At 54.4% G+C, this 24,195-nt stretch carries 19 protein-coding genes; 10 read left to right on the top strand and 9 right to left on the bottom strand.

From position 1 onward, the window contains the following. Positions 1-13: 13 nt before the first annotated feature. Complete coding sequence (locus QA596_09715) at positions 14-250, bottom strand: hypothetical protein (GenBank protein ID MDG5767742.1); 237 nt, start codon at positions 248-250, stop codon at positions 14-16. Between the two features lie 235 nt (positions 251-485). Here QA596_09715 and QA596_09710 point away from each other — a divergent pair, with 235 nt between their 5' ends. Then, positions 486-4,022: an ATP-binding protein gene (locus QA596_09710; GenBank protein MDG5767741.1), complete on the top strand. Its 3,537-nt coding sequence runs from the start codon at positions 486-488 to the stop codon at positions 4,020-4,022. 6 nt (positions 4,023-4,028) lie between these two features. Here QA596_09710 and rmuC read toward each other — a convergent pair whose 3' ends face one another. Continuing rightward, a complete protein-coding gene (rmuC, locus tag QA596_09705; protein ID MDG5767740.1) occupies positions 4,029-5,372 on the bottom strand; it encodes a DNA recombination protein RmuC in 1,344 nt (447 codons plus the stop codon). Between the two features lie 59 nt (positions 5,373-5,431). Beyond that, a complete protein-coding gene (locus tag QA596_09700) occupies positions 5,432-5,944 on the bottom strand; it encodes a hypothetical protein (GenBank protein ID MDG5767739.1) in 513 nt (170 codons plus the stop codon). A 265-nt stretch (positions 5,945-6,209) separates the two neighbouring features. Here QA596_09700 and QA596_09695 point away from each other — a divergent pair, with 265 nt between their 5' ends. Then, positions 6,210-6,815 (top strand): pyridoxamine 5'-phosphate oxidase family protein, encoded by a 606-nt coding sequence (locus tag QA596_09695; GenBank protein ID MDG5767738.1) that lies wholly within the window; start codon positions 6,210-6,212, stop codon positions 6,813-6,815. Between the two features lie 161 nt (positions 6,816-6,976). Here the strand turns inward: QA596_09695 and QA596_09690 are convergent, their stop codons facing one another. Both QA596_09690 and QA596_09685 read right to left on the bottom strand, forming a co-directional pair. Further along, positions 6,977-7,312 carry a Smr/MutS family protein gene (locus tag QA596_09690; GenBank protein ID MDG5767737.1) on the bottom strand — a complete coding sequence of 112 codons (336 nt, stop codon included), beginning with the start codon at positions 7,310-7,312 and terminating at the stop codon, positions 6,977-6,979. Positions 7,313-7,422: 110 nt separating this feature from the next. Further along, on the bottom strand, positions 7,423-8,091 hold the full coding sequence (locus QA596_09685) for a nitroreductase family protein (GenBank protein ID MDG5767736.1): 669 nt from the start codon (positions 8,089-8,091) through the stop codon (positions 7,423-7,425). Positions 8,092-8,433: 342 nt separating this feature from the next. Here QA596_09685 and QA596_09680 point away from each other — a divergent pair, with 342 nt between their 5' ends. Both QA596_09680 and QA596_09675 read left to right on the top strand, forming a co-directional pair. After that, positions 8,434-10,182 carry an NAD-binding protein gene (locus QA596_09680; protein MDG5767735.1) on the top strand — a complete coding sequence of 583 codons (1,749 nt, stop codon included), beginning with the start codon at positions 8,434-8,436 and terminating at the stop codon, positions 10,180-10,182. Positions 10,183-10,192: 10 nt separating this feature from the next. Next, on the top strand, positions 10,193-13,249 hold the full coding sequence (locus QA596_09675) for a prolyl oligopeptidase family serine peptidase (GenBank protein MDG5767734.1): 3,057 nt from the start codon (positions 10,193-10,195) through the stop codon (positions 13,247-13,249). A gap of 105 nt (positions 13,250-13,354) precedes the next feature. On the opposite strand, the gene QA596_09670 is transcribed toward QA596_09675, so the two are convergent. The 4 genes from QA596_09670 to QA596_09655 all read right to left on the bottom strand — a co-directional run bounded on the left by QA596_09670 (position 13,355) and on the right by QA596_09655 (position 17,244). Next, a complete protein-coding gene (locus QA596_09670) occupies positions 13,355-13,711 on the bottom strand; it encodes a high-potential iron-sulfur protein (protein ID MDG5767733.1) in 357 nt (118 codons plus the stop codon). 36 nt (positions 13,712-13,747) lie between these two features. Further along, on the bottom strand, positions 13,748-14,098 hold the full coding sequence (locus tag QA596_09665; GenBank protein ID MDG5767732.1) for a hypothetical protein: 351 nt from the start codon (positions 14,096-14,098) through the stop codon (positions 13,748-13,750). Between the two features lie 36 nt (positions 14,099-14,134). Then, positions 14,135-15,799: a M28 family peptidase gene (locus tag QA596_09660; protein MDG5767731.1), complete on the bottom strand. Its 1,665-nt coding sequence runs from the start codon at positions 15,797-15,799 to the stop codon at positions 14,135-14,137. Positions 15,800-16,023: 224 nt separating this feature from the next. Continuing rightward, a complete protein-coding gene (locus QA596_09655; GenBank protein MDG5767730.1) occupies positions 16,024-17,244 on the bottom strand; it encodes an alanine dehydrogenase in 1,221 nt (406 codons plus the stop codon). Between the two features lie 142 nt (positions 17,245-17,386). Here QA596_09655 and rsmA point away from each other — a divergent pair, with 142 nt between their 5' ends. The 6 genes from rsmA (at position 17,387) to QA596_09625 (ending at position 24,168) form a co-directional block, all read left to right on the top strand. Next, the gene (gene rsmA, locus QA596_09650) at positions 17,387-18,205 is read left to right on the top strand and encodes a 16S rRNA (adenine(1518)-N(6)/adenine(1519)-N(6))-dimethyltransferase RsmA (GenBank protein ID MDG5767729.1); all 819 of its coding nucleotides are present in this window, start codon (positions 17,387-17,389) and stop codon (positions 18,203-18,205) included. Between the two features lie 290 nt (positions 18,206-18,495). Next, a complete protein-coding gene (groES, locus tag QA596_09645; protein ID MDG5767728.1) occupies positions 18,496-18,783 on the top strand; it encodes a co-chaperone GroES in 288 nt (95 codons plus the stop codon). Positions 18,784-18,880: 97 nt separating this feature from the next. Continuing rightward, complete coding sequence (groL, locus tag QA596_09640; GenBank protein ID MDG5767727.1) at positions 18,881-20,536, top strand: chaperonin GroEL; 1,656 nt, start codon at positions 18,881-18,883, stop codon at positions 20,534-20,536. A 712-nt stretch (positions 20,537-21,248) separates the two neighbouring features. After that, a complete protein-coding gene (locus tag QA596_09635) occupies positions 21,249-22,253 on the top strand; it encodes a TRAP transporter substrate-binding protein (GenBank protein MDG5767726.1) in 1,005 nt (334 codons plus the stop codon). Further along, entirely contained in the window at positions 22,237-22,764 is a 528-nt protein-coding gene (locus QA596_09630; protein ID MDG5767725.1) for a TRAP transporter small permease, read from the top strand. Before QA596_09635 ends, QA596_09630 begins: the two co-directional genes overlap by 17 nt. Before the next feature lie 105 nt (positions 22,765-22,869). Beyond that, complete coding sequence (locus QA596_09625) at positions 22,870-24,168, top strand: TRAP transporter large permease (protein MDG5767724.1); 1,299 nt, start codon at positions 22,870-22,872, stop codon at positions 24,166-24,168. Positions 24,169-24,195 lie beyond the last annotated feature (27 nt).

Raw genomic sequence — 24,195 nt, 5'->3', positions numbered from 1 at the left:
GCTGGCAAGCCCCTCAGGGGTTTTCCTTGCGGATGGTTACCCGCGCCTTGATTCCCTCCTCGTGAAGCCTGATTCCGATGTTTTTTTCCAGGGTTTTCTGGATCTCTCCGACAACCCGCGCTTCCACCTCGTCGTGAATCGCCTCCTCCCGCACAAAATATTTTGCGAGAAACGCGGCCATGCGCCCCTTGCGTTTCTTGACGATTTCGATCACGTTTTTTATCTCTATGTCAATAATGATGCGTTTCATCGGTCAGGTATTGGGGAAAGTCAGGTATGGAAAATACGTGATCACCACCTTAAGATCGAGTGTTTCTGCCACGGGTTTGATTTCACGCAGTTACTTATTTGTGGCAGGATAACACGGGTATTGAGCAAAAAATGACAATATTTCAAGGCAATTTCGGTGTTTTTTTCTTCCTCTTTATGCGCAAGTTTGTTATTCTCAACTTATGTTTTAATGCATTGGGTATGATAAACCGGGTATGGCGCCAGACAATAACAAACACCGGATGCTTCCATTGAAAGCCGGCTTCTGCATTCTTATTGCAGGAGTTGTCCTTTTCACTGAAGAGCAGGCCGCAGCCCTGGATTTGGGGATGCTATCAGCTGTTCCTGATGTTCGGGGACAGATTTATGAGCAGACCTGGTCGGGGCACGATTACCAGGGAGCGCCTCAGAACTGGGATATGCTTCAGGATGATGACGGGTTCATCTACATAGCCAACAGCTCCGGTGTGCTTATTTACGATGGAAGTGACTGGAATCTGGTGGAACTGAATCGCCAGCGCCCGGCGCGCAGCCTGACATTTGGTGACGACGGCCGTATCTATGTCAGCGGTCTCAACGAAATTGGTTATCTGGAACCCGATTCGCTTGGCCGGCCGGAGTACCACTCTCTCATGCATCTTGTTCCTGACAATATCGCGATCAACAATGTCTGGGATGTGTATAGCATCGACGGGGGAGTCATATTCAACGCCAACGATTTCCTTCTTCAATGGGACTTCCAGACACTCACAATTTGGGAATCCGGTGAGAACGCCAACTTCGGCCGGTTGTTCACCTTTGATGGACGGCCGCTGATAAATCACCCGGAGCTGGGGTTGCTTACGGTTGAGGACGACCGGCTGGCTCTGGTCATTGAGTCCGATCAACCCGCCGGGCGGCTTTCACTGCTGGTGCAACTGTCGGACGCAACGGCTTTTGCCGGACACCAGGAGAGCGGCTTTTACCATCTCCATGTTAAAAAACACTCTGAGCAGGAAATGGGCGGCCCGGACCCGGCGAATCATACGGATGACTCCCCGGCAACGGAAGATGATAAGAACGGTTCCGTCAATGTGATACCGTTTGCCCCGGAAAAAATCGGAACGGCGCGATGGACTTTCGAGGCAGAACCCCTGGATACCGGTCTCGATACCCATCTCTCCCGCATCCGGCTTTATGGTGCCTTGCGTACAGACGACGGTATGATTGCCATCAACACAATCAATGCCGGTATTATCATAATCAGTCCGGAAGGCACCATCCTCGATCAATTGACCGAGGATGACGGTTTGCGCACCAATCTGATTATCGGCCTGGGCACAGACCGGGAAGGCGGACTCTGGGCACTCGCCAACAACGGCATAACCCGTTTTGAGTACGGCCGTCCGCTGCGCTACTGGGACAACGAACTCGGGCTGGAAGGGGCGACGCTCTCCCTTGCCCGCAAGCAGGACACACTTTTTGTTGGAACCAGCCAGGGATTATTCTATATGATTCAGGCCGTCACCGGCCGTGGAGATGCGAGTCAGATTCCACCGTCCAATGATAACGTTCTGGTTCGCAGGAACCGGCTGAAGAAGGTGGAGGCGGCCGAGGAGGGTCAGACCTGGGATCTGATGACGGTTGAACAGGTGATCGGAACTCCGGCCGACGGATTGCTGATTGCCGGACCCGAAGACTCTCTCTCTCTTCTTGTGAATGGCCGAAAGAAAGCGATAGCTGGGAGCGGCAGTGGTCAGCGCATTTACAGCCTGTACGCTTCAAAACGTCATTCCAATACCCTTTTTGCCGGCGCCGATAACGGCATTTTCGCCATCACCATCGACCCCGAAGCCTACCGGCGATCTGATTTTGACAACGCATTCCGGGTCACCGCACTGCCACTGGAACGGGCTGATATCCGGTTCATGGCTGAAGACCGCCATGGTTATCTCTGGCTGGGAAACCGTTTTGAGGATATCATTCGGGTGGATATCAGAACAGACCCACACGCTGACCAGCCGCAGATACGCCGTTTTCACACAACGGAGTATCCCGCCGTATCGGAGCGCGAACATTTCATGGGTCACATGCCGGACGGTTCCTGGGCCCTTTCATCGGGTATCGGATTGTTTCACCTCTCCGAGACATACGATCGGTATCACGAAGCCGACTCCATCCCGCCAAATATATTCGAACTGGTTCCCGGCGTCAGGGAACTGTTTCCCGAGGATGATCAGCAGGTATTTCGACATCAGGATGCCCGGGACGGCAGCGGCGATTTATGGCTTTACCGACCGGGAGGACTGGTGTTGCTTGAGCAGGATGATCCCGGGGGCGAAGAACCCGGTGCCTGGAATCTGGATGATATCATCCTTCCACAACGATTGTTCATCGGATTGTACAGCATGCTTGCCGATACCGATGGCAAAATCTGGATGGGTGGTGATGAGTCGCTGATCATGCTGGACCGATCACTGCCGGACCGTTACGGAGTCGGATTTCGGAGCGCGGTCAGAAGTGTCCATGACCGTGACGGAAATGTGATCCGGACTTACTCGGCTCTTGGACAACGCTTTTCGGAGCAGGATAACCTGCAATCACTCGACTTGCCCTATGAAAAGAACAGCCTGCGCCTGACCTATGCGGCTCCCACCTTTGTCTATTCCGGTACCGTCTTTTTTCAGGTGTGGATGGAGGGATTCGACGAGGACTGGTCGGATGTGCACGAATTGAATTTCAGGGAGTACACCAATCTGCCCGCCGGAGAATACGTATTCCGGGTCAGGGCCATAAACCGGAACGGATTGGTGGGCGAAGAGGGGCAGCTGCACATAACCATCCACCCACCCTGGTACCTGAGCCGCGTTGCCTATGTAATCTATGCCCTGGGCCTGGCGCTGGCAATCTATCTGCTGCTGTACTGGCGCACCTGGTATCTGCGTCGCAAAAATCGTCAGCTTGAAAAGCTGGTCAGCGACCGGACGATTGAATTGCGCGATGAAAAGGGAAAACTGGAGTTTGCAAACCAGACCATGTCGCGTTTTATGAGTGTTGTGGCGCATGATCTCAGAAACCCGGTGGGGGTCATCATGGGTTACTGTGACCTGTTGAAGAGCGAAAGCAACGATCCGGAGTCGGTACTGGAATACAGCTCGTTTATTCAGTCGGCGGGCGGACGCATTATGCGGCTTCTGGAAGATCTGGTAAACTTCAAGCGGATCAGCAGCAACGAACTGGAGGTCAACTACGAAAAAGTCAATTTATCGGAGTTGTGCGAAGCGATTATTCGGGATTTTCGTGTGCTTAGCCGGACAAAATCGCAAACCCTGGAGGCGGATGTCCCCCCGAACTGCTATCTGGAATGTGACAAAAGCAGCCTGCGCAGTATCATCGAGAACCTGCTGGCCAACGCCATCAAATATACCCAGCGTGGTGGACGCATATCCCTTTGTATTCGCAGGTTTTCCGGAGACGGCGAAATGCTGATCGAAATATCGGATAATGGCCAGGGTTTTTCGGATGAAGATAAAAAGAAGGCATTCGGAGAATTTCAGCGTCTATCCTCCCAGCCAACGGGCGGCGAAGGTTCTTCGGGCCTGGGCCTGTTTATTGTCAAAAATCTGGTAGCCTACCACCAGGGGACCATCCAGCTTCAAACCGAAAAAGGGAAGGGCTCCACGTTTACCATCAGGTTGCCGCTAACCATGCCTGCCAACACCGGCTCCGACTCTTCTGTTGCAAACGAATCCTTTTTTACGGGACGCAGATAGGCAAATTCAATCGTCGGAATCGGGGTCTGGTTGTAGCGAGGCCGGCAGGGTTTTGCTGGCACGTGCCCCAAGTTCACGCAGTCGTTCGGCCTGTCTGACGAGGTTGCCCCGGCCGTCACTGAGTTTGTTCATGGCCCCATCGTAGCTCTTCTGTGTCTGGGAAATCCGGTTTCCGAGGTCGGTGAGGTCCTCGGCAAAGCCGACGAACTTGTCGTACAGGCGTCCGCCCGCCTCGGCGATTTCCATGGCATTCCGGTTCTGGTATTCCTGCTTCCAGATATTGGAAATGGTGGCCAGCGTGGCCAGAAGCGTTGTTGGAGAGACGATCACGATATTCTTGTCGAAGGCGTCGTTGTACAATTCGGGATCGAGCTGAATCGCCAGGCCGAACGCCGGCTCAATCGGCAGGAAAAGCAGTACAAAATCGGGACTGTTGATGCCATACAGATTCTGATAATTTTTGTCGCTCAGGTCACGTACGTGCCGTCGCACCGACCGGATGTGTTCCTGGGCGGTTTTGGAGCGCTCCTGTTCGTCGTCGGCGGAGACATATTTTTCGAAAGCGACCAGTGAGACCTTGGAATCGATGACCAGCTGTTTGTTGTCGGGCAGATGGACAACCACATCGGGTTGCCTGCGCTTGCCGTCATCGCTGAAAGAGGGCTGAACCACATACTCACGGTCTTTCTGCAGGCCGGATTTTTCCAAAATCCGTTCCAGAATCACTTCACCCCAGGAGCCCTGCGATTTGGTTTCTCCTTTGAGAGCGCGAGTCAGATTCCCCGCTTCCTCGGTCATTTTACTGTTGAGTTCACTGAGCTGGGCGATCTGCTCTTTCAGCGAAATACGGTCGCGGACATCCTCTTTATAGGTGTCCTCCACCTTCTTCTCGAAGCTTTTGATTTTTTCGCCAAGGGGTGTGAGCAGTTGCTCCAGGCCGGTCCGATTCTGTTCACTGAACCGTTTGCTTTTCTCCTCCAGTATCTCGTTGGCCAGTACCTTGAACTGGTCTTTGTACGACTCCTGGATTTCGGCGATCTCCTTTTTAAACGAGTCCAGCTTCTCCTGCAGATGCCGGTTGGTGGTTTTGGCTTCCGTAAGTTGTTCGTGGAGACCGGTGTTGCGCAGTTCCAGATCACGGCGCTCCTGTTCGAGCGTGTCAATGCGGGATTGCCGGCTGTCGCTGCGCTCTTCCATACGCGAAACCTCCTCGGAGAGCCGGGCCTGTTCGTCAAGCAGTTCCTGTATGCGATTTTGTTTGGCCGCAGCGTCGCGCCTCAGCAGGAAAAAAACGAAAAGTGCGCCCGATGTGATGCCGAGCAGCAGCATTAGAATGGATACCAGGTTCATCGGAAGGGGATATTGCGTGGGTGGAAACGGGTATCCAAAGGTATAAAAAAACGCCCCCTTTATCCTCCGTTATTACGCCGTTTTTTGTAATTGACGTATCTCGCCCCGTAGATCCTGATCATCTGTTCGTCGCGAAAAGTAATGGCTTCCTTGAGCTTTCGCTCATAGTTCTTTTTAAACTCCCTTTTGTTCCGCGCTTTGGGGATGTAGAAGGATTTATTTTTATGGACACCCTTCTCCGGTGAGTAGGAAACCTGGAAGACATGTTCTTTATGAATCGAGTTGTTCCGCTTTTTCGTTTTTACACAATAGCTGATACCCGGATATCCGATATTGCTCTCTTTGCCGAGATGCATGGTCCGGTCATGGTTCTTGGCAAACCCTTCCCATTTGGACAGGTTGCTGTCGCGGTAATCCCGTGCCGAAGCGAGCGCCTGTTCTCTGCCGCCGAACTTCCCGTCACTGAAGAACCGGCTGATCCGGTTCCCGTCACGCCGGATTCGTACAAACCATCCAAAAGTATTTTTGGATGGCTGGTCAATTCGGCTGATATTTTTAAAGTCATCAGGCATAGCTGTAAACTCCTGTTATAATCAGTCCCATACCGTGGTTTTCAGGGTAAGCTCTCCTGTGGTTAAGCTTCCAGTCATCAACCCCCGCCACGCATCAAATCCAACCACTTCTAATAAGTTAATTATAAATGATTTATGCACAAAGTTGCAAGAGTCCGAATCAACCGATATTTTTTATTAAAAGTGCCCCTGGGTCGGAGATATACAGAAAAGAATTTGCCGGGGTACCTGATATGAACATAGCAAGCCCTGCGGGGATGGATATATGAAACGATTTAGCTCGCTTGAAGAGATCAGGGAAGACATCTGGAGAAGCCTTTTGGAGGCGCGTGATTACAGAAAGGGGCATCCGTTTCGGTTTCCGGTTCTCGCGACTGTTTCGGGGGGAAAGCCGCTTCAGCGTATGGTGGTGCTCAGAAAAGTGTTTGTATCGAGCCGGATTATTTTGTTCCATACCGACCGGCGATCGCGTAAAGTTTTGGATATGGAGAGATGTCCTGATACCAGCTGGCTGGTTTATGACTCCAAAAACCGGATTCAGCTGCAAATGGAGGGAAAAGCGGAAATTCACGCCCCTGATAGCGAACTGCATGCAGACGAATGGAAGCATACCACCGCCGCCGAACGCCGAATCTATTCGGTGAAGTATCCGCCGGGCACCATTGTCTCCGATCCGGATGATGTCTGGCCCGAAGCGGTGCGGGATTCCTCAACCGGCATGGAAGAGGTCAATTTGGGAGAACCCAACTTCCGGGTTGTCACCGTGGAGATCAACCGTATGGATTGGCTTCAGCTTCACCCCGAAGGTGAATTCCGTGCCGGATTCAAATGGGAGGATAATACCTGGAAGAGCTACTGGCGGTGTCCGTGAAGGTTCGTTCGGTTACTCCAAATTGAGCTTCAGGTTTGCCGCGGCGGGAAATGAATCCGGACCGTGGCACCGGATTTCGATATTAAAGGGGGTGACAGGGTGCATTCCGGGTTGAGAGGCGTGCAGTCTAACATGCCGGATTAACGGCGTTTTTTTTCAGATTAAGCGTCAGTCGCCGCTTTTTCCGGATGGTTGGAGGATTGCGGAGGATCCAGGTAGGCGATGGTTGCCCCCCAGGTACCGCCGCCCGGCCCGGCCAGATGATAGTGGTTGACCCACGGAATGGCCTCCAGCACGGCATGCACCAGGCGCCGCAGAGTCCCGGTTCCTTTCCCGTGAATGATCCGGACTGTCAGGATATGTTTCTCCCGGCAGGCTCTGAGGTATTCGGGCACCAGCTCGCGTACTTCCGAAGGCGGAAAGATGTGCAGATCCAGCTCTCCGTCAATCGGGTATTCAACGGGTTCATCGGAAGGGTTTGTCGGATGGTCGGACATGGCGGATAGCCGGGGTGAATGCTGTCAATGGAATGCAACAGTTGTTAATATCAATAAAACATACTTTCGGCGAACCGGTCATTTGCCGCTTCCGGTTTGCCGGTACCACCTCAGTAAACGGTAACGATTTCGTTGAGCGGTTTTCGTTTGAGATCGGGTACGCTGATGTCATCGGCGGGATATCCCACCGGAAAAAGGACGGTGGGAGTTTCGTTGGAGGGCCGTTTCAGTATGGTGTTGAGAAACTTCATGGGGCTGGGAGTATGAGGGAGGGCAACCAGTCCGGCATTGTGCAGTGCGGTTATGAGGAGGCCCGTAGCGATACCGACCGATTCGTTCACATAGTAATTCTTTTTTCGGACGCCATTCTCATCCACCCGGTAGGATTCCTTGAAAACGGCTATCAGTACCGGAGCCTTCTCAAGGTAAGGTTTCTCAAAATTGGTCTCCAGCCGGGCGATATCCTCTTTCATAGAACCGGAAAAGCGAAGTTCGTAATTCATGCGCTCCTCCTTTTCGGCGGCTTCCCGGATTTGCTTCTTTATCCCGGCATCCCTCACCACTACAAAATGCCAGGGTTGCATATGCGCTCCGGAAGGAGCGGTGCCCGCCGCTTCAATGCAGTTCATGACCACCTCGTCGGGTATCGGCTCCTCCGAAAAATCCCGGACAGTACGGCGTCTTTTCATTAATAGCAGAAACTCCCGTGACCGCTTCAGCAGCTCCTGTTCGGAGGGTTTACGGTACTCAAGCGGCAGAAAATTGACATTGTGACTCATGGCTTGCAGAGGTTATAAATGAAGATGACCCGGGAGGGTCTCAGGATGCCTTCGGTGAACATTGGAATACCGGTTTTCGTTATATCCGCAACAGTCATTGCCGGTGTAACCGCTTCAAAGGGCATCGATTATTACGACTTTCACTGGATATATTCTTACCTTTGCATTCGCGGATCAATTTCCGTGAATGTTTCGAAAATCGGGTAATCGCGACGGCTTAAAGATAATGAAAACGTGAACATTTCCCCACACTCCGGAATTGCCCGGCCCTGTCGCGAATCAGGTGTCCCGGCTCCGGCACACCGGTCTTCGGCCATACATCTTTTCTGACCTTTTCTGCATATGACTGCCAAAAAATCGTATCTGCATCATTTCTTTGACAGAAAGTCGACACGAACCAACTTCAAGAGGCTGTTGCTGTTTGTGGCCCTTCTGGTTGCGGTGATTTTCCTGTATGCCGCTTTTTTTCAGGTGATCTCCTACTATGAAGGCCAAAGCCACAGCTGGATTTCCGGCTTGTACTGGACACTGGTTACCATGTCCACGCTCGGCTTCGGTGATATTGTGTTCACTTCCGATGTCGGTCGGATATTCTCCAGTGTGGTTCTGGTCAGCGGTGTGGTCTTTCTTCTGGTGATGCTCCCATTTACCTTTATCCAGTTTTTTTACGCGCCCTGGCTGGAGGCCCAGGCTCAGGCTCGCGCACCGAAATCCCTGCCGACAGAAACCCGCAATCACATCATTCTCACTCGCTACAACGCGGTGGCGGTCGCTTTCATCGATAAACTGAAAACGTTCGACTATGACTACTGGATCATTGTGCCGGACCTCAACGAGGCGCTGGATATCAGTGACCTGGGATATAACGTGATCCACGGTGCGGTGGACGATCCGGAGACCTGGCACAAAGTCCGTGTCGAAAAGGCTGCGATGGTGGTTGCCAATGATAATGAGCGGGTCAATACCAATGTCACGTTCACCATTCGGGAACTGACCGAATCGGTACCAATTGTCACGTTTACGCACACCGATGAAGCCGTCGATATCCTGCAGCTGGCGGGAAGCGACCTGGTATTGAACCTGGCCGAAATGATGGGACAGTCGCTGGTGCGCCGGGTGGTAAGCGGAAGCGCCCGGGTGCATGTCATCGGCCGCTTCCAGGAGCTGATTGTTGCCGAAGCTCCGGCCATGGATACCCCGCTGGTGGGGAAAACACTGACAGAAACCCGGCTTCGGGAACTCACGGGCGTGAATGTCGTCGGAATCTGGGAACGGGGCAAATTCCGCATTGCCAAATCCAATACCCGGATAGAGAGTAAAAGCATTCTGGTGATGGTAGGCAGGATCGACAGCCTGCGGAAATATGACGAACTCCTGGGCATCTATCACGCCACCGATGCCCCGGTAGTAGTGCTTGGCGGAGGACGAGTCGGCGAAGTGGTGGCCCGGTCGCTAAAGGAACGACGCATTCCTTTCAAAATAGTTGAAAAATCCGCGCATATCGGAAAATTCAAAAGCGTACAGATTGTTGGTGATGCCGCCGACTTGAAGGTGCTTAAAAAGGCCGATATCGACAAGGCGCATACGGTGATCATTACCCCCAATGAAGACGACACCAATATTTATCTGACCCTTTATTGTCGAAGACTGCGGCCCGACCTTCAGATTATTTCCCGGGCAACGCTCGACCGCAACCAGCAGACATTGCGTCGTGCCGGTGCCGATTTCACCCTGTCGTACGCTACCATGGGTGCCAATGCCATTTTCAACTTCCTGCAGCGCGGAGAGGTGGTGATGCTGGCGGAAGGGCTTAATGTGTTTCGGGTCAGCACCCCCAAAAAGCTTCGCGGTAAACTTATCAGAGATCTGGAGATTCGCGACCAGACCGGCTGCACCATCGTCGGGATTGAGAAAGACGGAGAAATAACACTGCAACCGGAGCCGGAACACGAACTCAAAGACGACCAGAAAATCATTTTGATCGGTACGATGGAAGCCGAGAAACTGTTCTGGAAAATGTACAATGAAGGCAGGCCGACCGAAGGACGCAGGAAGTTTTTTATGAAACGAATCCGTGATCTCACGGGCTGATTTACAGGATATGTATTACAAATTAAATAGTGTGGATGTGACCCATGTCGACAGCAGAGATGGTGCCCCGGTTTGCGGCAACCGCATACCGGACTTGTCCCAGGTGAAACAACCCGTGCGAGGCCGCCATTTTCCGTCCTTTGCAGCCGGTATGGCAAACCTGGCTTCGCTGAAACATCTGCAGGCCGCCGGAATTCTGATTCTGCTGCTGGTGTCCGGCGTGACGGACATCCGGGCACAGGGCCGGGCCATGGAGGTCGAGGATATCATGAAATTCCGGCAGATCGTCAACCCGGAATTGTCCCTTAGCGGACAGTTTGTGATCTATGAGGCTACGCCGGATCGCGGTGACGGTACGGCCCTGCTTATCGATGAACTGGGCGAGGAGCTGATCCGCCTGGAACGGGGCACCTCCCCCGGGATTTCGGATGACGACCGATGGATGATGGCACGCATCCATAAACCCTGGAGGGAACGCCTGACGGAGAACTCACAACCCGACAGCCTGGTGGTAGTGCGTACCGACCGCTCCGACACCCTGCGGTTCGGCAATGTGGAAGAGGCCCGGTTTTCCAGGGACAGCCGCTGGCTGATGGTAATGACCCGGCCCGATCCGGATCAGCCCGACAAACCCGGAGAGCGAACGCCACCGGGCGGCACTCTCTCGGTTTATTCCCTTTTGGATGATGCCTTTCTGCAAAACCGGCCCGACCGGAACACACCGCGTGATCCAATTACACCGAACGGTGACAAATCATCGGATGAAGCTGATTCATCAAGCGATGAAAACAGACCGGATGAATTCCAGCCATCCCGCGAAAACCATGCACCTGATTCTGAAACACGCCGCCGTCTGTTCCATGCTGATGGCGTTCGCTCTTTTTCGGTAGACAGCCTCTCCACACGAATGGTGTATGCGGTGGTGGATTCCGCAGGAGATACCAACGCCCTGCTTGCCGTGGACCTTCAGGCCGATTCGCTCGCGGCCCGCATCGTACACCGGCAAAAAAACGCTGTATACGACGGATTTACCTGGCACGAAAAGCAGAGCCGGTTGGCGTTTCTGTACAGTCGCGAAGATGGTTATGGAAATCCATCACCGGCAGAATTGTATGTATGGAACGGGCCGGATTGGCGCCTTGACCGGATTGCAGCGTCAAACGTGTTCGGGGACGACCGGGTGGTGCCGCTACACTCGGAGCTGACCTGGTCCAGGGATGGCAATCGCCTCTTTTTCGGCTGGCAGCCCGTGACCATGTATCGGCACAGCCTGTATCGGGAAAAGGAGGAACAGAGTACCGTTACCGACAGGGATACCATATTGGCAGAGGCGGAAGTGGACGTGTGGCACGGACGTGATCCACTGATCAAACCCCACGAGAAGCAGACATGGGAGCAGCGGCGGGATCACACCTATCTGGTGGTTTACCATTTTGACCGGAACCGGCTGGTGGAACTGGCGGATGACCGGGTGCCGTACGTGACGCCGGTGGATAATGGCCGCTATGCCCTGGGTCGCAATCCGCGGCCCTATAAACGCGAAATCACCTGGGACGGCTGGTACAGCGACTACTATATGGTCAACCTCCGGGACGGCTCCCGCCAGGAGGTGATCGACCGGTTGCGCTCAGCCCCGGTTTCTCTCTCGCCCAACGGTCGTTATGTGTTGTTTTACGAATCGGAGCACTGGCATTTGTATGACGCCGACAGAAACATCATCCATAACCTGACCGAGCCGCTCGGAGTGTCTTTTGCCGATGAAGATCATGATGCACCCCATCCACCGAACAGTTATGGTATGGCAGGCTGGGTGGAAGGTGACCGCGCAGTGGTGATTTATGACAAATACGATATCTGGCAGATCGACACCCGCTCGAGGGAAGCGTTGAACCTGACAGCGGGTGAAGGGCGAAGGCTGCAGAGACAGTTCCGGATCGCAGCCAGTTCGCCGGAACATGACGCGTTTCTGCGCAATGAACATCTGCTGGTTCGCAGTTTTAATGAACGGAATAAAGAGTATGGCTTTTACGGCGTGCGAATCGGCAGGGAGGGATGTGAGCGCTTTCTGGAAGGGCCATGGCGCTATGAATTTGTCGGCCAGTCGAAATCCGGCGAACGCATACTGTTTACAAGGGAAAGTTACCGGGAGTTTCCTGATCTCTGGGTGTCGGACCGGCGGCTTCGTTTTCCGAGGAAGGCCACCCTGGCCAACCCCTGGATCGGCAATTACGCCTGGGGCAACGCCGAGCTGGTGCAATGGCGGGATATGGATGGAGAACCGCTGGACGGGGTGCTGATTACCCCGGATAATTATACGCAAGGAGAGCCGGTCCCGGTACTGGTCTATTTCTACGAGCAGTTTTCACACCGCCTGCACCATTTCAATGAGCAGGTGATAAACCACCGGCCGGGGTTTCCCTTCTACGCCAGTAACGGTTATGCGGTTTTCCTGCCGGATGTACGATACGATATCGGCATTCCCGGATTTTCCGCCACCCGCTCCATAGTGCCGGGCGTCCAAATGCTGATTGACAGAGGTATCGCCGATCCGGAGGCCATAGCTCTGCACGGACACTCCTGGAGCGGATATCAGGCGGCACATATGGCGACCCAGACTCACATTTTTGCCGCGATCATCGCCGGGGCGCCGGTCTCCAACATGACCAGTGCCTACAGCGGCATCCGGCACGGAAGCGGACTGGCCCGGCAGTTTCAGTACGAACAGACACAGAGCAGGATAGGGGGGAGTCTGTGGGAGAAGCGCGACAAGTACATCGAAAACTCCCCGGTGTTCTACGCCGACCGCATCCGCACCCCCATGTTGATCATGTTCGGCGACCGGGACGACGCGGTGCCCTGGGAACAGGGGATTGAGCTCTATCTGGCGATGCGGCGTCTGCAGAAAGATGTCATTTTCCTGCAGTACCGGAACGAGCCCCATCACCCGCAGCAATACGCCAACAAACTGGACTACTTCCTGCGGATGAAGGAGTATCTGGATCACCACCTGAAAGGCGCTCCGGCCCCGGACTGGATTCGCAAGGGGGTGCCCTATACCGGCGAATAAGGTAAAACGGTAACTGCTGGCACATGAAAATACAGCCTCGCGGCCGGAATTTCGGCACCTCATCCGAAAAGAGGCCGAGCGAGGGCTTTATCGGTCAGCAAAGGCTCAGGACTGCGGCACCCATGATGAACACCATCCGGCGGGATGAACCGGTCCGGCGAATAATGTACAACCGCCGCATTGCGGTCCGTGCTGATCATCCACCCAGTATTCACAATTGTCGCATCGCTCCTCGGGATTGGGGGTTTCGGCTACATAATTCAGAGTCTCCCGGAGCTGAAGCTGCGCTTCGCTGATACCGGAAAGATCTCCGCACGGATCGGCCGCCGCTTCCGGTGCCGCCTCTTCGCCATTTCCGTTTCCGCATCCTTTTAAAAATACACCCGCTCCGGATCCGGCAAGGCCGAGCATGGCAATTTTCCCTAGAAAAGCTTTTCTGCTGATGCTGTTATCTTTACTCATAATGGTTTCCTGATTGCACGGGTTATGGGTTTGATTTCAGAGTACTAAGCCTGATATAAGAATTCCCGCACTCAAAATCAAAAGAAACAGCCGCAAGCGAGTCGAAAAAAAGATCGGTTTGATGAGCAGTCCGTACGACCAGCGGTGTCTTCGCAGCCAGTCATGATAGTTATATCGGTGTGGCGCGCCAACGGCAATAGTGACATGTCCGTGGAGAATGGTCAGGGTGAATGACAGCGAGAAACCGGCGGATCCAGCGAAAAGCAGTAATTCCGGAAGGCCTGCCTGAATCCCCAACACATAATAGGGCCAGGCGAAAATGATAAAAAGGGGAGGAACGAGCAGAATATTTATCCGGCTGATACGCCGAAAATTCTGCTCGCTCAATTCGCCTTTGTTGCCCCCGGAACCCATACGTGGATGTTAGTAGGGCTCCGGAAGGGCGGCGGCCTCTTCCATCGCGTTAATCCGCGCCTGTTCAAACTCACCGCCCGGAACCCATTGCCGCATGGCGTCCGCGTTTGCGATGCGTTTTGCCACCCGATAGATGAGCTTCATATCCTCAACGGCCCCGGAAAGATCCCACCAGTCGTGGACCTTGTCGTGTACCGTGTGATAGATTTTTTCGCGATACTCTGCGACCTGATCATTGAAGTTGTCGGGTTTGTCGACAAAATCGGTTCCCGGATTGGGGTAAAGCGCAGGAATTCCCTGCCGGGCAAACGAGAAATGGTCGGACCGGTAATAGATTCCCTGTTCCGGACGCGGGTCCGGTTTGACAGTTCGGCCGAGCCTGCGGGCCTCCTCATCCAGAATTCCATCGATATCGGATCGCCCGTAACCGATGGCTACGAAATCCCTGGTTTTTCCGAAGATGTTGGTGGCGTCGAGGTTGATGTTGGCGGAGATCTTTCCGGCGTGGACCGGCGGGTTTTCGGCGAAGTACTGCGATCCCAGCAGACCGGACTCCTCGGCGGTTACGGCTGCAAAATAGAGAGTGCGGCGGATCTCTTCCGATTCCATGGCAAACAGCCGGCCCATGTTGATGAGCAGGCTCACCCCGCTGGCGTTATCCCAGGCACCATTGAAGATGGAGTCGCCGTCAACAGGGGTGCCGATGCCCAGGTGGTCGTGGTGGGCGGAGAACACCACCGCTTCGTCGGCGAGGATGGGATCGGAACCGGGGAGCTTGCCAACCACATTCTGCCCCTCGATGGAGCGGTAATCGGCTTGCAGGGAGAGGTTAACCGTTACATTGGGCATGGGCACCGGCTCAAAGGCGGGGTCTTCGGCGGCGGCCAGCATGTCGTCGAGGTCAAGGCCCGCGGCTTCAAACAGCTCCCTGCTGCGGTCATGGGTGAGCCAGCCTGAAAACTCCGTGTTGTGTCCCTCATCATCAAACACAAAGAAACGTTCCCGGCTCCAGCTGTTGCGAACGATATCCCAGCCGTAACCGGCGGTTTCGTCGGTATGGATGATAAAGGCTCCCAGAGCGCCCTTTGCGATCGCCTGTTCAAATTTGTAGGTCCATCGTCCGTAGTAAAGCCTGTTTCCGCCGTCAAAGCGGTCTTCAAAGGTGACGGGGTTGAAGTTTTTGAAAACCAGCACCTTGCCGGATACATCCGTTCCCTTGAAGTCGTCCCACTCCTCTTCCGGGGCTTCGATTCCGTAGCCGACATAGATCAGTTCGGCTTCGTTGACTTCCACCGACTCCTGCACGTGTGCGGGCCAGGCCATGAAGTCGTCCAGATAGTTCAGGGCCTCCCCGTCGGTGGACAAGGTCAGTTCTGCGAGATGGGTCTGCTGGGCCATCAGCGGCACGGGCTGGGTCCAGGATCCGCCGGGCATTCCGGGTTCCAGGCCGAACCGTTCAAACTGGTCGGCGATGTATTCAACCGTCATCTCCTCATGGACAGTACCGGGGGCGCGGCCGCCGAATTCATCAGAGGCGAGCACTTCCACATGCTCCATGATATCGGCCTCGGAAAGCGGGCCCGGCAGCGGTACTTCACCATTATCGGGGCTGCAGGAAATAATCAGAAAAAACAGGGTGCCGGTCAGGCACAAATGCGTGGTAAATGATTTCATCAGTACGTAATGATTTGGGTTGCTATGGAAACGTGCCCTGCCGGTGCTTCGGCGGGGAGTAAGTGCCGTGATATGCGGTACGCCACATTGGCCTCTCATGTTATTCGGAGAGAGGCACAGACAACGTTCTATATTATGTCAAATGCAGACCGGTTTCAACGGCTTTTTGCGCGATCCTCATTACGGGTAATTCTGATAATGAGTTGCACACCGGAATCCGGCACCTAGATCCGGCTGGCGATCAGCATTTCGATATCACGGTAGGGGATGTTGAAAAACTGGGAGAGGGATTTTTTTGTGAGCTGGTTTTTATAAACATAGGTGCCGTTTCGAAGACTGACGTTGGTCCACAGCGCCTCACGGATGCCGCCGGCGTCGCCGATATCCAGCAGGAACGGAACCAGCAGATTATTCAGAGCCGTGGTTGCGGTACGGGCGGCGTTGGCAGGGATGTTGGGCACGCAGTAATGCACCACGCCGCTGTCTGTAAAAACGGGATCGGAGAGTGTGGTAGTCCGGCTTGTCTCAATACATCCGCCCTGGTCGATGACGGCATCCACAATAACACTGCCCGGTTTCATCGCCTCCACCATGGGCCTGGTGACCCAGCAGGGTGCGCGGTGCCCCTCGACCATCGCCGCGCCGATCACCACGTCGGCAACCTTGAGGGCCGAGGTGATATACTGATGAGTAGCCATGGCGGTGATGATTCGACGGTCGAGCGAGTTTTCAAGGTGCCGGAGCTGGGCAAGGTCATTGTCCATGACAAACACCTGGGCGCCGTATCCCAGAGCCGTACGGGCCGCATATTCGGCAATGATGCCGGCTCCGAGAATCACGACCGTCGCAGGCGGCACACCGGAGATTCCGCCCAGAAGGATGCCCTGTCCGTTCTGATTGTTCTCCAGATAATGGGCGGCGATCTGAATGGACATGGAGCCGGTGATTTCGTGCATCATCCGGACAATCGGGAAACTGTTGTCGGGAGATTTGATGAACTCAAAGCCGATGCCGGTGATGTTTTTGCGCATCAGCTCCTTGAGATACTTTTCGGTAGTGCCGCCAAGATGCAGTGCCGAGATGACAACCTGATCGGGTTGCAGCAGTTCATGCTCACTTTCGTCGGGCGGGGCCACTTTCAGGATGATTTCGGATCGCTTGTAGAGCTCTTCGGCGGTTGCGGCTATTTCGGCTCCGGCCTCGGAATACTCATGGTCGGGAAACCGGGCGTCTTCACCGGCACCGGCCTCGACAAATACCTCGTGGCCGTTGGCCTTGAGATCGGCGACACCGCCGGGTGTGACCGCCATTCGCCGTTCATCCTTGGATCGCTCGCGGGGGAGCCCTATCTTCATGCTGATATGTGATCCGGTGCGCTCTTCGGGTTTTTCCAGGGTCTTCAGGCCGAATTGCTGCGCAACCTGGTAGGGGTTCATTATTTCCATGGACCGGCGGGTTGATGGGATAACAGAACGCTGAAACGTTCGTCACAGAAGGTTGTCATATCCCAAAAAGTTACGTGACTTGGCCACGTTTTACAAATTAAACGGTGGCAGGGCATTGAAAACAATCTCCACGCTTTGATCTATGAACATACGGCCGAAGAAATCTCTGGGGCAGCATTTTTTACGTGACCGTCAGGTGGCGGAAAAGATCGTCTCGGCCGTCCGCCCTGGCGATACCGACCGTGTGGTGGAAATTGGTCCGGGTACCGGCGCACTGACCGGCATGCTGCTGGAGCGGTTTCCGGATATGACGGCCTATGAGGTGGATGAACGGTCCATTACCGTTTTGCGGCAGAAGTATCCCGGCCTCACGGTGCATGCGCAGAGCTTTCTGGATGCGCAGCCAGAGTCCATGGCAGCCGGAGTTGAGGGCAAACCGTTTCTGGTGGGAAATCTGCCCTACTATCTCACCAGTCCCATCCTGTTCCGGGTGATAGATAACGGCGACCTGTTTTCCGGCGCGGTATTAATGATTCAGAAAGAGGTTGCCGAACGGCTTGTGGCGCGGCCGCGTACCCGCGATTACGGAATTCTGAGCGTACAGGCACAGGTACTGGGGCAGATCGAGCTGCTGTTTCCGGTTTCCCGCCATGTGTTTCATCCGCCGCCCAAAGTGGAGAGCGCGGTGATCTTCTACCGGCCGGGCAACGAGCGGTATCCGGGGTCCGTGCGAGACCTCCCGGTGAGCCTGGGACGGTTCAAGCTGGTTGTGCGCACCGCGTTTCAGCAGCGCAGAAAAAAGTTGTCCAACGCATTGAAACCCCTCTTCGGCAATACCTTCCCGGAGGGGTTTGACGCGGGAAGGAGGGCGGAAGAACTGGAGCCGGAAGTGTTTGTGAAGCTCGCGGAGTGGCTCGATCGACAAGAGGGAGGCGTTCCTTCACAGGAGGTTTCAAAATAGCCGAACGCCTTCGGCCAGATACCGGGGATACGCTTAATACCGGCCGGGCAAAATGCCGGTTTATATCGAGCACGCAACGAGAGCGCGCAGCCGGAAAAACTGTGAACGAATCGGGATTCCGTTGTGTTGATCTGGCACTGTTGTCACTCTGTTGGTAGTGACTGCTAAAATGTAAAAAATGCTTCTTGCGTAATAACCCAGCAGTTCTTATTATTGGCACGGATTAAAAACTGGCACTCCGAAACAAAGAGTGCCAAACATTACCTATCACCATTAAACAAGTAATCATCATGGCAAGTATCAAACCTCTCAGTGATCGTGTTTTGGTTCGCCCCGACTCAGCTGAAGAAAAAACCAGCTCGGGTATCATCATTCCCGATTCGGCAAAGGAGAAGCCGCAGCGCGGGTCCGTAGTAGCTGTTGGAGCCGGTAAAGTTGAAAACGGCAACAAGATCGACATGTCCGTCAAGGAAGGGGACAAGGTTCTCTACGGCAAATATGCCGGCACCGAGATTGAAATTGACGGTGAAGAGCTGATCATCATGCGGGAGAGCGACATCCTTGGAGTACTTTCCTGAACCGTATATCAGGCCGTTTGATGCCTCGGCGACACAGAACCGATCGAACGGCTGATGCAGACTTTAAGAACCATAACTTTTAAAAAGAAACTGACCTATGTCAAAACTGATTCATTATAATGTAGAAGCCCGCGACCAACTCAAGCGGGGAGTTGACAAACTCGCCAATGCTGTGAAAGTGACCCTCGGCCCCCGCGGCCGCAACGTGGTCATTGAGAAATCCTTTGGCGCGCCGACCGTAACCAAAGACGGTGTTACCGTTGCAAAAGAGATCGAACTCGAGGATAAGGTACAGAACATGGGCGCCCAGATGGTGCGTGAAGTGGCCTCCAAAACCAGCGACAATGCCGGTGACGGAACCACTACCGCAACGGTGCTGGCTCAGTCCATTATCCAGACCGGACTCAAAAACGTAACCGCCGGTGCCAACCCGATGGACCTGAAGCGTGGTATCGACACCGCTGTTAAAGCCGTTGTTGCCGAGCTCAAGAAAATGAGCCGTGACATCAGTGACCGCAACGAAATTGCTCAGATTGGAACCATCTCCGCCAACAACGACGAATTTATCGGCAACCTGATCGCCGATGCGATGGAGAAAGTGGGCAAGGACGGAGTCATCACCGTTGAGGAAGCAAAAGGAACCGATACGCACCTGGAAACAGTAGAAGGGATGCAGTTCGACCGCGGTTACCTCTCTCCCTACTTTGTGACCAACTCCGAGAAAATGACCACCGAGCTGGAAGATCCCTACATTCTGATCTTCGACAAGAAGATCTCCAACATGAAGGATCTGCTTCCGGTATTGGAGAAAGTCATACAGACCGGCAAGCCGCTTCTGATCATCGCCGAAGATATCGAAGGCGAAGCGCTGGCCACCCTCGTGGTTAACAAGCTCCGTGGCACGCTGAAGATCGCGGCCGTCAAGGCTCCCGGCTTCGGTGACCGCCGCAAGGCAATGCTCGAGGATATCGCCATTCTGACCGGCGGTACCGTTGTTTCCGAAGAGCGTGGTTACAAACTTGAAAATGCGACACTCGACTTCCTCGGTCAGAGTGCCCGTATATCGATCGACAAAGACAATACCACTATTGTCGACGGTAAAGGGAAAGAGGACGATATCAAGGCGCGGATCAACCAGATCAAGGCCCAGATTGATGAGACCTCTTCCGACTACGACCGTGAGAAGCTTCAGGAGCGTCTGGCCAAGCTGAGCGGCGGTGTTGCCGTTCTGTACATCGGCGCAGCTTCCGAGGTGGAAATGAAAGAGAAGAAGGCCCGCGTGGAAGATGCCCTGCATGCGACACGTGCTGCTGTGGAAGAGGGAATTGTCGCCGGTGGTGGCGTCGCCCTGCTTCGCACCGCTCACGTTCTGGATACACTGAAAGGCGAAAATGCGGATCAGGAAGTCGGTTTCGATATCGTAAAACGCGCCCTGGAAGCGCCGCTGCGCATTATCGCCGGTAACGCCGGTGTGGAAGGCTCCATTGTCGTCCAGAAAGTGAAAGAAGGCAAGGACGGCTTCGGATACAACGCACGCACCGAAGTGTACGAAGACCTGGTGAAAGCCGGTGTCATCGATCCGACCAAGGTTACCCGTACGGCGCTTGAAAATGCCGCATCGGTAGCCGGACTCATGCTGACCACCGAAGCCGTTGTCTCGGAAAAACCTTCCGAAGATGATGACAAGGGCGGCCCGGGCGGAGCTCCTGATATGGGCGGCATGGGTGGCATGGGCGGAGGCATGGGCTTCTAAACGTGCCCATCGACGCCACAAGTTGCGGTTCAGGGACCCGGCCCGGTGCCGGGTTTACCTGACACCGCCTGCGGCCCGTCTCTGCATCAGAGCCGGCCGACACTGTGCCTGGCCCAACCCGAGCCTTGCATAAGGTTATATCACCTTGACCCGATACTTCTTTTTTTTCAGGGGTATCGGGTTTTTTTTATGCGCCTGCCCCACCTTCACATCATATGACCCATCCCCGCTGCTTCAATAACGACACGGTTATGCCTCTTCCGGTGGTATCGTCCACAGCCCATCCCTGAGGGAGAATTTCGAAGCGAATTAATCCGGATTCGCCGGGCAGCACCCGCTCCGTAAACTGCAATTCTTCGGATTTCTCATGTGGCGCAAATCCGAAGCCGTTGCGTCTTTATACTGTTGACGGATTCTCGCCATCCCGGATAATTACGAGTGTTTCCCGCCTGGGGTTCAGAAGGTTTCTGTGATATGGCTTATTCTGTACCTGCCGTTTACCGGACGCATGTAAAACCGGCAGAACGGTCGGTTTTGTCCAGGCTATTCGGGTGTTCCGATACCGTTACCCGTAGCGGTGACAGTATTATCCGGCACGGCATTAACAGGCTCCGGTAAACCATCAGCAAGGATGCAACTCTTGTATCTCAATCAGAAAAGAAGTATTCTTACTTAATCGGTAAAGTAACCGTATACTTTGGTATTATTTCATATGACTCGAACCCGAATTACCGGCCTGGCGCTCATGCTTCTTCTGCTTCTGTCAACGAGTTGCGGCACTTCAGACGACACGGTTGTGCTCCGTCTGGGCCATGGGCTGGACTCCTCGCATCCAGTGCACCAGGGCATGGAGCACATGGCGCAGCTGGTTCATGAAAAGTCCGACGGCAGCATGCGCATAAATATCTACCCAAATGAGCAGCTGGGCACCGAGCGCGAAACACTGGAGCTGCTTCAGATCGGAAGCCTGGACATCACCAAAGTCTCCACATCGGTGATGGAGAGTTTTACATCCCTGTATTCCATATTCAGCGTACCGTTCCTGTTTCAGAACAACGCGCACATGCATGCCGTACTGGACGGTGAGATCGGCCGGAGAATCCTGGATGCCAGCCGTCCCTATCGCATTGTCGGGCTCTGTTATTATGATGCGGGAACACGCAGTTTTTACACGACCCGCCGGCCCATCCACACCCCGGATGACCTTAGCGGGCTCAGCATCCGGGTTCAGGAAAGTGCCTCATCCATTCGCATGATCAACACGCTTGGCGGATCGGCAACTCCGATCTCCTGGGGGGAGCTCTATACGGCGCTGCAGCAGGGGGTTGTGGATGGCGCCGAGAACAATCCCCCGAGTTTTTACCTTTCCCGGCACTACGAAGTTTCTCGATACTACACACTCAACGAGCACACCGCGCTCCCCGATATTTTGCTGATATCGGAGCACACCTGGGAGCACGTACTCAATGAAGAGCAGCGTGCGATTGTCAGTGAGGCGGCCCTGGAGTCGGTGCCGCATCAGCGCCGGTTGTGGGAGGAGGCCAGCCGGCATGCGCTGGAGGCGGTGGAAGCTGCCGGTGTGGAGATTATACGTCCCGATCGGGAGCCCTTTATGGAGGCCTCGCAGCCATACTATGAACACATTCGGCAAAATCAGCCTCTCATATATGAACTGATGACAGAAATTCAGGTACTGGGTGATGAATTTATTGATTAAGGGTCTTGATTACCTTCTTTCTCGTTTATCTGTGGCACTGATGTCGGTGCTGGTGCTGGCGGTGTTGTTTCAGGTGTTCATGCGATACGTGGCCGGGGCGCCGGTCACCTTCACCGAGGAGCTCTCCCGCTATCTGCTGATCTGGCTGGGCCTGATGGCCGCGGCCTACGCCTACCGGCTCAGGATGCATTTGGCGCTTGATTTGCTGGTGCTCAAACTCAATGAGCGGCAACGGGTAAAGCTGAACGTGGTAATTCACACCCTGATCGCGCTCTTCGCATTGAGCGTGCTGGTCTACGGCGGCATTCAGCTGGTAATCCTGACCTATGTGCTTGATCAGTATTCTCCTGCCCTCGGGGTGTCCATGTCGGTGGTCTATCTGGCACTGCCGCTTAGCGGAATTGCCATGGTACTCTACGCCGTAGAGTTTATCCTCCAGGAGCTTGGAATTCGCAGGAAGGAGGTGGAACCGGAACATGCAACGGAGGAGGAAGATGTACTTGCAGGATAATTTCGGAACAGCTCCCGCCGGACCGGTGAACAGAGCCGTTGTTTCCGGCAGAGTCGCCGGATCGGCATCCGGATGGAGTCAACCGAACGCTAAACGAAAGAGGCTATGGAAATAATAGGGATTCTCGTACTGGTTATCTCATTTGTGGTACTGCTGGCGATTGGGGTTCCCGTGGCGTTCAGTATCGGCATCGCGACGATTCTGACACTGCTGGTAAGCGTTGATGTCACACCGGCCATGACCACCGTAGCACAGCGGCTGGGCACCGGCCTGGACAGTTTCACGCTGCTGGCGATTCCCTTTTTCATCCTGGCCGGTCAGCTGATGAACAAGGGAGGGATTGCCGAACGGCTAATCGATTTCGCCAAATCCCTGGTTGGCATGTTACCCGGCGGACTCGCCTATGTCAATGTCATAGCAGCCATGCTGTTCGGTTCCATATCCGGGTCGGCCGTAGCCGCCGCCTCCGCCGTCGGCACATTCATGACTCCCCAGATGAACAAGCAGGGGTACGATCGCGGATACAGCGCGGCGGTCAACATCACCTCGTCGACCACAGGATTGCTCATCCCGCCCAGCAATATCCTGATCGTTTACTCCCTGGCCAGCGGAGGGGTATCCATTGCCGCACTCTTTCTGGCCGGCTACCTTCCCGGGGCCTTCACCGGACTGATGATCATGTTCGTCGCCGGATACTACGCATTTCGAAAGAAATATCCGGTATCGGACCGGCTGCCTCTGAGCGAAGTGTTACGGAAATTCGGGCGAGCGCTGCCCAGCCTGCTGATGATCGTGATTGTCATCGGCGGTATTATCGCAGGCATCTTCACGGCCACCGAGGCCTCTGCCATCGCGGTGCTCTACGCCTTCATCCTGGCGGCTTTCATCAACCGGGAACTCAAGCTCTCCGACCTCCCGAAAACCATTCTCGACAGTTGCAATACCACGGCAATCGTAGCGCTGCTAATCGGCACGTCGCTGGGAATGTCATGGGTGATGTCGTACGAAAACATCCCGCAGCTGGTCACCGCAGGACTGCTCACCCTCAGCGACAACCCGTTCCTGATCCTGGTCATCATAAATATTACTCTGCTTGCTGTCGGAGTGTTTATGGATATGACGCCCGCCGTACTCATTTTCACACCAATTTTTCTGCCGGTTGTCATGGAACTCGGCATGGATCCCGTCCATTTTGGTATAATGATGATTCTCAATCTGAGTGTCGGACTTTGCACCCCGCCGGTCGGCACCGTTCTTTTTGTCGGATGCGGTGTGGCCAAACTCTCTATTGTTCAGGTGGTAAGGCCGTTGTTGCCGTTTTTTGCCGCCATGCTCTTTTCCCTGATGGTCGTCACCTATTTTGAAGAATTGAGCCTGTTCCTGCCCAGGTTGTTGGGCTTCTAATTGATAAAGCACAAAAGAAAAGCTGTT

The organism is Balneolales bacterium ANBcel1, assembly GCA_029688905.1.
In the GTDB taxonomy this organism is placed as follows: domain Bacteria; phylum Bacteroidota; class Rhodothermia; order Balneolales; family Natronogracilivirgulaceae; genus SLLW01.
Note: the sequence above shows the minus strand (reverse complement) of the source record. Positions and strands in the feature narration are given on the sequence as shown.

Bases quoted from the DNA above. Each gene is read 5' to 3' on its own strand.
- QA596_09680 (MDG5767735.1), top strand. From the start codon at position 8,434: ATGACTGCCAAAAAATCGTATCTGCATCATTTCTTTGACAGAAAGTCG.
- QA596_09660 (MDG5767731.1), bottom strand. From the start codon at position 15,799: ATGAAATCATTTACCACGCATTTGTGCCTGACCGGCACCCTGTTTTTT.
- QA596_09625 (MDG5767724.1), top strand. From the start codon at position 22,870: ATGGAAATAATAGGGATTCTCGTACTGGTTATCTCATTTGTGGTACTG.
- QA596_09710 (MDG5767741.1), top strand. From the start codon at position 486: ATGGCGCCAGACAATAACAAACACCGGATGCTTCCATTGAAAGCCGGC.
- QA596_09695 (MDG5767738.1), top strand. From the start codon at position 6,210: ATGAAACGATTTAGCTCGCTTGAAGAGATCAGGGAAGACATCTGGAGA.
- QA596_09670 (MDG5767733.1), bottom strand. From the start codon at position 13,711: ATGAGTAAAGATAACAGCATCAGCAGAAAAGCTTTTCTAGGGAAAATT.
- QA596_09655 (MDG5767730.1), bottom strand. From the start codon at position 17,244: ATGGAAATAATGAACCCCTACCAGGTTGCGCAGCAATTCGGCCTGAAG.
- QA596_09685 (MDG5767736.1), bottom strand. From the start codon at position 8,091: ATGAGTCACAATGTCAATTTTCTGCCGCTTGAGTACCGTAAACCCTCC.
- groES (MDG5767728.1), top strand. From the start codon at position 18,496: ATGGCAAGTATCAAACCTCTCAGTGATCGTGTTTTGGTTCGCCCCGAC.
- QA596_09635 (MDG5767726.1), top strand. From the start codon at position 21,249: ATGACTCGAACCCGAATTACCGGCCTGGCGCTCATGCTTCTTCTGCTT.
- QA596_09700 (MDG5767739.1), bottom strand. From the start codon at position 5,944: ATGCCTGATGACTTTAAAAATATCAGCCGAATTGACCAGCCATCCAAA.
- QA596_09690 (MDG5767737.1), bottom strand. From the start codon at position 7,312: ATGTCCGACCATCCGACAAACCCTTCCGATGAACCCGTTGAATACCCG.
- QA596_09630 (MDG5767725.1), top strand. From the start codon at position 22,237: ATGAATTTATTGATTAAGGGTCTTGATTACCTTCTTTCTCGTTTATCT.
- groL (MDG5767727.1), top strand. From the start codon at position 18,881: ATGTCAAAACTGATTCATTATAATGTAGAAGCCCGCGACCAACTCAAG.
- rmuC (MDG5767740.1), bottom strand. From the start codon at position 5,372: ATGAACCTGGTATCCATTCTAATGCTGCTGCTCGGCATCACATCGGGC.
- rsmA (MDG5767729.1), top strand. From the start codon at position 17,387: ATGAACATACGGCCGAAGAAATCTCTGGGGCAGCATTTTTTACGTGAC.
- QA596_09715 (MDG5767742.1), bottom strand. From the start codon at position 250: ATGAAACGCATCATTATTGACATAGAGATAAAAAACGTGATCGAAATC.
- QA596_09675 (MDG5767734.1), top strand. From the start codon at position 10,193: ATGTATTACAAATTAAATAGTGTGGATGTGACCCATGTCGACAGCAGA.